Source organism: Magnetococcales bacterium, from assembly GCA_015228935.1.
Taxonomy (GTDB): Bacteria; Pseudomonadota; Magnetococcia; order Magnetococcales; family DC0425bin3; genus HA3dbin3.
Map to the genome: position 1 here is coordinate 37763 of JADGCO010000029.1, position 6503 is coordinate 44265.

General features: G+C 57.5%; 5 protein-coding genes. 3 read left to right on the forward strand and 2 right to left on the reverse strand.

Annotated features, from left to right (window positions below):
- Entirely contained in the window at positions 1-3498 is a 3498-nt protein-coding gene (locus tag HQL65_09085) for a chemotaxis protein CheW (protein ID MBF0136380.1), read from the reverse strand.
- 158 nt (positions 3499-3656) lie between these two features.
- Here HQL65_09085 and HQL65_09090 point away from each other — a divergent pair, with 158 nt between their 5' ends.
- The 3 genes from HQL65_09090 to HQL65_09100 all read left to right on the forward strand — a co-directional run bounded on the left by HQL65_09090 (position 3657) and on the right by HQL65_09100 (position 5489).
- A complete protein-coding gene (locus tag HQL65_09090) occupies positions 3657-3881 on the forward strand; it encodes a hypothetical protein (protein MBF0136381.1) in 225 nt (74 codons plus the stop codon).
- 133 nt (positions 3882-4014) lie between these two features.
- Positions 4015-4389 carry a hypothetical protein gene (locus HQL65_09095; GenBank protein ID MBF0136382.1) on the forward strand — a complete coding sequence of 125 codons (375 nt, stop codon included), beginning with the start codon at positions 4015-4017 and terminating at the stop codon, positions 4387-4389.
- An 83-nt stretch (positions 4390-4472) separates the two neighbouring features.
- The gene (locus tag HQL65_09100) at positions 4473-5489 is read left to right on the forward strand and encodes a nitronate monooxygenase (GenBank protein ID MBF0136383.1); all 1017 of its coding nucleotides are present in this window, start codon (positions 4473-4475) and stop codon (positions 5487-5489) included.
- A 108-nt stretch (positions 5490-5597) separates the two neighbouring features.
- On the opposite strand, the gene HQL65_09105 is transcribed toward HQL65_09100, so the two are convergent.
- Entirely contained in the window at positions 5598-6302 is a 705-nt protein-coding gene (locus HQL65_09105; protein ID MBF0136384.1) for a DUF3782 domain-containing protein, read from the reverse strand.
- Positions 6303-6503: the final 201 nt, after the last annotated feature.

The following is a 6503-nucleotide window of genomic DNA, read 5'->3' on the forward strand; positions in this document are numbered from 1 at the left end:
TTAAAAGTCTGTTGTCGGCTGGAGGGAAGAGACCACCTTCAGCAGCCGCTTTTTGTCGATGGTGGGCACGCAGGCGACAAATCCGGCCCGGATGCATCTTTGCTCCAGGTCGGAAGAGATGGAGGTCGTCGTGGCGACCATGGGAATGTCACCATGGGAGGTGGCAGGCATTTCCACGGCCAGCTCAAAGCCATCCATGAGGGGCATGTTGATATCGGTGACGAGCAGATCGTATTGATTGGAGCGCAGCATGGTCAGGGCCATCTGGCCATCTTCGGCCTGATCGATTTCAAAACCGATCTCCTTGAGATAGCTGGCGGTCAGCACCCGCAGGAAGGGGGTATCATCCACCACCAGGGCACGCAGACCGGCGGCATCGAATTTTGAATCCAACTGGGATGTGGTGATACGGGCCAGATCCAGAACCCGGTTGACATCCGGGAAGAGAACCACCCGGTCGTCCAACTGCGCCGAGCCAAACAGACCGTCCGCAACGATGGCCCGGGTATCCAGTTCAATATTGATTTCGCGGGTATCGATGATGCGGGCGAAGATCAGGCCAGCCTGGATATCCGGAATATTGGGAACCACCATGCATAGATCATTGTCTTCATCCTCCCCTTCCGGACGGGGGGCCAGGCCCATTCCTTCCAGACCCATCACCTGATCCGGATAGATGGCCCGGAAGGTTTTGCGGTCGTAGCGCACATAGGGAAGGCCGCCAATATTGACGAGCAGGTTTGGCGATATTTTTTCCACCCGCCGCACCATGCTGTGGACGATGCCCATGAGCAGACCGGTATCGGTCTCCAGGAGGATGATGTTTTGCCGTTCGCGCAGGGCTTCGCGGCGTTCGGCATCCAGGTCCATGCGGGTGGCGCGTTCGACGTTGCTGAAGCTGATGTTGGCCCGTTCCATGACCCCGGCATAGTCGATGATCAGGGAGACCGTGCCATCGCCCAGGATGGTGGTGGCCGAAAAGCAGACGTTGTCCTTGAAGAAGGAAGGGAGCGGTTTCACCACAATCTCTTCGCTGTCGAGGACCTCATCCACCACCATGCCAAACTCATTGCCGCCGACATTGAGGACCATGACGTAGGCGACAAGGCTGCCTGGATGGCGGCGATCCTCATTTTCCCGACGATTGCCGGAGTTCCGGCCACTGCTGACGCCAACCTTGGGGCGACTGGCAGCGGTGGCGGCCTCTTCGGCACGTTGCCGCCGGGTGCGCCGATCCGAGAGGCGCCCCCGCCGGTCGGGTTCGCTGCTGTCGGGCGGAAAGGTGCGTTGGATACCAAGGACATCAGCCAGGTCCACCAGGGGCAACAACATGTTACGCAAACGCAACACCGGGGCGTTGCCCACAGTTTCAATCTGATTGGAGCGATCTGATTCGGCCACCCGGACAATTTCCACCAGACCGATTTCCGGGATGGCAAAGCGTTGATTGCCAGCCGAAACGATCATGGCCGGAATGATGGCCAGGGTGAGGGGGAGTTTCAGGATGATGCGGGTACCCCGGCCGACCTTGGATTCGATATGGACCGTGCCGCCCAATTTTTCAATATTGGTGCGCACCACGTCCATGCCCACGCCGCGGCCCGACACATCCGAGACTTTCTTGGCCATGGAGAGTCCCGGCAGGAAGATCAGATTCAGGGCCTCTTCCTCGCTCATGGCGTCGGCCTGTTCTTCGGTGATCTGACCTTTTTCGATGGCTTTCATCTTGATTTTGTTGCCATCGATACCGGCACCATCATCGCTCAGGGCAATATTGACCATGCCGTTTTCATGGTAGGCGGCGAGTTCCACCCGGCCGGCCTCGGGTTTGCCGATGGCGATACGGTCATTCGGTGCCTCGATGGCGTGATCGGCCACGTTGCGGATCATGTGGGTCAGGGGGTCGGAAAGATGTTCGATCACCGACTTGTCAAGGTCCACATCGCCGCCGCGCAGTTCCAGATCGATCTTTTTCTCCAGTTTGCGTGCCAGATCGCGAATGATGCGGGGAAATTTGTTGAAAACCACACTCACCGGCTGCATGCGGGCCTGCATCACCTTTTCCTGGATGCGGCTGGTGATCGAGTCCAGGTTTTGCACGAGCGGCCCGATGCTGGGATGCTGACTGGCCACATCGGCAGCGGCCCGGGTCAACTGGTTGCGGGCCAGAACCAGTTCTCCGGCCATATTGATCAATTCATCCAGCAACGAAACACTGACCCGCAGGGTCTCTTCCACAGCTGGAGGCGCATTGCCCTTGCTGCTGCTGGTGGTGGTTGGCGTGGCTGCTGCGGCAGACGAAGATGTCGATCCTCCGCCCTTGCCGCTGCTCCCCTTGTTGTATCCCAGAATGCCACCAGTGGGTTTGCGCAGACGTGGCCGTCTGGTTTCCGGTTCTGCATCCGCCAGCACGGGCGTCAGTGCCGTGTCATCACCCTGTGCCCGCAACGGCAGGGGCTTGCCTCGTGAAACCGCAGAAATGGCCGAGGTCTCCGGTTGCAACTGCGGACGCAGTGCCGCCGCCAGCTTGACCAGGGATTCGGGTATCTGAACGGGAGTAAAACTCTCACGCGAAAGTTGCAGCAGGGTTTGCAGGAGATCCGCTTCCAGCACGGTCGCCAGCAACACTTCCAGCACGTCATGGACCGTATGGAGACCCGGATCTGCGGAAACGTTCGGACTGGTTGCCACCACCAGACCGACGGATTCCATCAGGGCCTTCATTTTAGTGAAGAAGGACTGTTTCTCGTCCGCATCCTTGGGGAGCTGCAGTTTGATGATGAAAAACAGTTGCCCGTGATGCACGGCATTGGTCACGGCTTCCGGGTACTGTTCAAGATTTTTGAGATTGACCAGCACCGGGGGTCGGCTCAGTGCCCGGGAGGGTGCCGCCGGTTTTCCCGCAACGGCATCTTCGACCACGGCCTCCGCAACCCCGGCATCTTCGGCTGGAGGCTCGGATTCCGCCGGCGGGAGCGACTCACCTGCCGGTTCCGTTTCCGACGTTTCCGCCCCGGCGGGAGAAGACGGCTCCGGTACCTCTGCCTCTGCCTCTGCCTCTACCGTTGCCGCTGCTGGTGTTGGTGCCGCTGCCGGTGGACCACCCCCGTCCAGATCCGCCAACAAGGCCTGAATCCGGGCCACCTGCTCGCTGGCATCGACACTCTCGCTGCCGCTGACATCGTTGATCATTGTCTGCAGCTTGTCGAGGCCCGCCAAAAGACTGTCGGTCACCGTCGGCGTGGCGACATTCGGATCATCGCGCACCTTGCCGAGCAGGTTTTCCATGGTATGGCTCAGCTTGGTGATGGCAGTGAGGCCAAAAAATCCAGCCGAGCCTTTGATGGAGTGAACACCCCGGAAAAGGCGATTGATGATATCCCGCTCCGTACTGCTGCCGTTCTCCTCCAACGTCAGCAGGTCGGGTTCTATGGTCTCAAGGTGTTCGACCGCTTCCTGGACGAACATCCCCAACAATTCATCGTCTTCCTCGGACATGGCCGTTCCGCTTCCAAGCGCAGGGGTTGTAATAAGGATGCAAACCCAATCCGTGTGTCGGTTAAGCGGCCTGCAAGACCGGTACCAGAGAAAAAAAGGCCCGGTCACACTCTGCACACATCATTAAATGGATTGCCGTGCAAAACCAGGAAAAAAATATGATGAAATTTCCCCGGCAATTTTGTTATGATCTGTTGCGAAACTGGATGGGAATTGTGAAGATTGTCGGGAAGCTTTTGTTTATCGACTGTTTTTGGGCGTTTTCATGGTCCGCAGCCGGTTTCAGGGATGCAGTTGGAAAAACTTTTTTGTCTGGAACAAAATTTGCTGAACCGCTCAACGCCCAATCATACATTTCAGCAAGGCTGTCGCGTCGCTGTTGAGGGCGCTGGCACCGAAGACCCATGTCGCAAATTGCCAAACCAGCAGGTGTTGCAAGCGATCACGGAGTCTTGCACGGGCCAGCGATCCGTCCAGACGCAGGTTTGAACCGGTTGCCCGAGGGAGGAAAAGCTGATGAGGAAAACGGTTTTGTCGGAAATTTTGGATGAGCCGGTATTCGATAACAATGACACCCACCTCTGGATGGCTGTCATGGATCGGGCCGTGCGCGATCTTGTAGCGCTGGAACGGTACCGGCAGGATCCGACTGTCATGGAAGATCCCGTTTTTCGTTACGATTATCGTACCCTGAAAAAATGGTTTCACTCCTCTTCCATGGAGCCCGGTTCCTTCAACTGGATCTGTTCCCTGGTCAATATTGATCCGCGCTGGGCCTTGCGGCGCCTCGAAGATCGCCTCAAAGTGTGCCTGCTGCCCGAGTCGGCCAGAAGGGCCAGCGCCGCCCGCAATGAACGGGTACGGGCTGCCGCCGCAGCGCGAGCGGCCTGAGCGGTTTTTTTTTGTCGGTTGGTCAAATCCATTTTCAGGCCGGGCTTGCCCGGCCTTTTTTTGACGTATGGAGTCAACAGAACATGATGGTGGATCGGTTGCAGGAGTCCTGGTTGCGCGGATCCCGCTTTTTGGGGGCCCGCCATGCCATTCTTTGTGGAGCCATGTCCTGGCTTTCTGAACACAATCTGGTGGCAGCCATCTCTGCTGCGGGTGGCTTCGGGGTCCTGGCCACCGGCAACATGCCTCCCGAAACCTTGCAAAATGAGATTCACCAGGTACGAAAACGCACCAGCAATGCCTTCGGAGTCAATCTGATCACCCTCAATCCACGCCTGGGCGAACTGGTGACCGTGGTGGTGAACGAAAAAGTGAGCCATTGCGTCCTGGCCGGCGGCCTGCCAGATCAGGAAACCATGCGTACCCTCAAGGAGGCCGGAGTGAAGGTGATCGTCTTCGCCCCGTCCCTCGCCATCGGCAAACGTCTGATTCGTCGCGGTGCCGATGCCCTGATCATCGAAGGCCATGAAGCCGGCGGTCATGTCGGGCCGGTCGCCACCAGCGTTCTGGTCCAGGAAATCCTGCCCCATGTCGATGAAGTCCCCGTCTTCGTGGCCGGGGGCATTGCCAACGGCGACATGGTGGCCAATCTGGTGGCCATGGGAGCCGCCGGTTGCCAGATCGGGACCCGGTTCGTCTGCACCACCGAGTGCATCGCCCACGCCAAATTCAAGGATCTTTTCATCCGCGCCCAATCCCGGGATGCCATGGTGACCGTGCAGTTCGATCCCGTGTTGCCGGTGATTCCGGTCCGTGCCCTGGTCAACAAGGGAACCGATCTCTTCAATCAAATGCAGCTTCGCCTGGTCAGTGAAGTGAAAGAAGGACGCAAGGAACGCAAGGATGCCATCCTGGAACTGGAACATTTCTGGGTGGGTGCCTTGCGGCGGGCCGCCATCGACGGCGACGTGGAGTTCGGCTCGGTCATGGCCGGGCAGAGCGTCGGTCTGGTCCGCGCCATCCAACCCGTGGCCGAAGTGATGCAGGAACTGGTCAGCGTCGTGGAAAATCGCCTGCACGCTTCGGCAGCGGTTGCATGACGCAGGGTGAAAATTTTTTCACAACGCAACATGCAAATCCTGATTTTCGTGCGTCCATCATCCCCGTGAAAACGGGGATTCAAGCCGAAAAGGTGGGGGTTGCCGGTTTCAGGAAAGATGTGAAGTGTTGTTCCACAAGCGCGGCTTGAACGCCACTGGATTGAGCAGACGGACCGAATCCCCGGACGGGGCTATGACGAAAAGTCCAGACTTCATGGCCTGTTTGGCCACCTGATCGGGAACGACCATGGCGGCCATCGCACCCATGATCCGCATTCCGGCATAGGTCGGGAAAAAAAGCGGCACCTTGGGCAGTTTTTTCAGAAATTTTTTAATGTGTTTTTCGCTCAGTTTGGATTTGACCTCCACCACGACCAGCATTTGATCGTTGATCACGGTCAGATCCAGTTCCAGGCTGTCACCAAAGCGGCGGGCAAGGCGATTTGGACTGACTTCATGGACCGGGATGCCGCGTTCGGCAAACAGGGTTTCACAGGCCGGGGCAACCATACTCTCCACGTACTCTCCCAGACGATTGCCCAGTTCACCGATTTGCCTGTCCACCCGGTCAATCTGTTCGTCCACCCGGTCAAGATGCTCATCCATCCGGTCAAGGCGTTTGTCCCTCTCGATCATTTGGGCATCGAATCTTTTGCTGCTCTCGGCCAACTCGTCCAGTTTTTTTTGGATACGGGCGTGTTGAACCAGCGATTCTGCCTGAAATCTGGCATTGATTTCTGACATCTGTTTTTCTCGTTCTGCGATCTGATCGAAAGTCGCCCAGATTTTGTCATAAACAGCTTGATGATCCATGACTTGCTCCCTGGTCAATCATCCAACCATCCATTGGGGTTGTCCGTGGACATGATCCCACAAGCGTGGCTTGAATTCCACCGGGTTGAGCAGACGGGCCGAATCCCCTAGAGGCTGCCTATTAACTTTCGGATAAAAAAAATTGAAAAGAAAGATTTTATTGGGGCTCCGCCCCAAACCCCGCCAGGAGGAAGGGCACAG

Coding starts and splice junctions, on each gene's coding strand:
- HQL65_09085 (MBF0136380.1), bottom strand. CDS start 3,498: ATGTCCGAGGAAGACGATGAATTGTTGGGGATGTTCGTCCAGGAAGCG.
- HQL65_09090 (MBF0136381.1), top strand. CDS start 3,657: ATGATGAAATTTCCCCGGCAATTTTGTTATGATCTGTTGCGAAACTGG.
- HQL65_09095 (MBF0136382.1), top strand. CDS start 4,015: ATGAGGAAAACGGTTTTGTCGGAAATTTTGGATGAGCCGGTATTCGAT.
- HQL65_09100 (MBF0136383.1), top strand. CDS start 4,473: ATGATGGTGGATCGGTTGCAGGAGTCCTGGTTGCGCGGATCCCGCTTT.
- HQL65_09105 (MBF0136384.1), bottom strand. CDS start 6,302: ATGGATCATCAAGCTGTTTATGACAAAATCTGGGCGACTTTCGATCAG.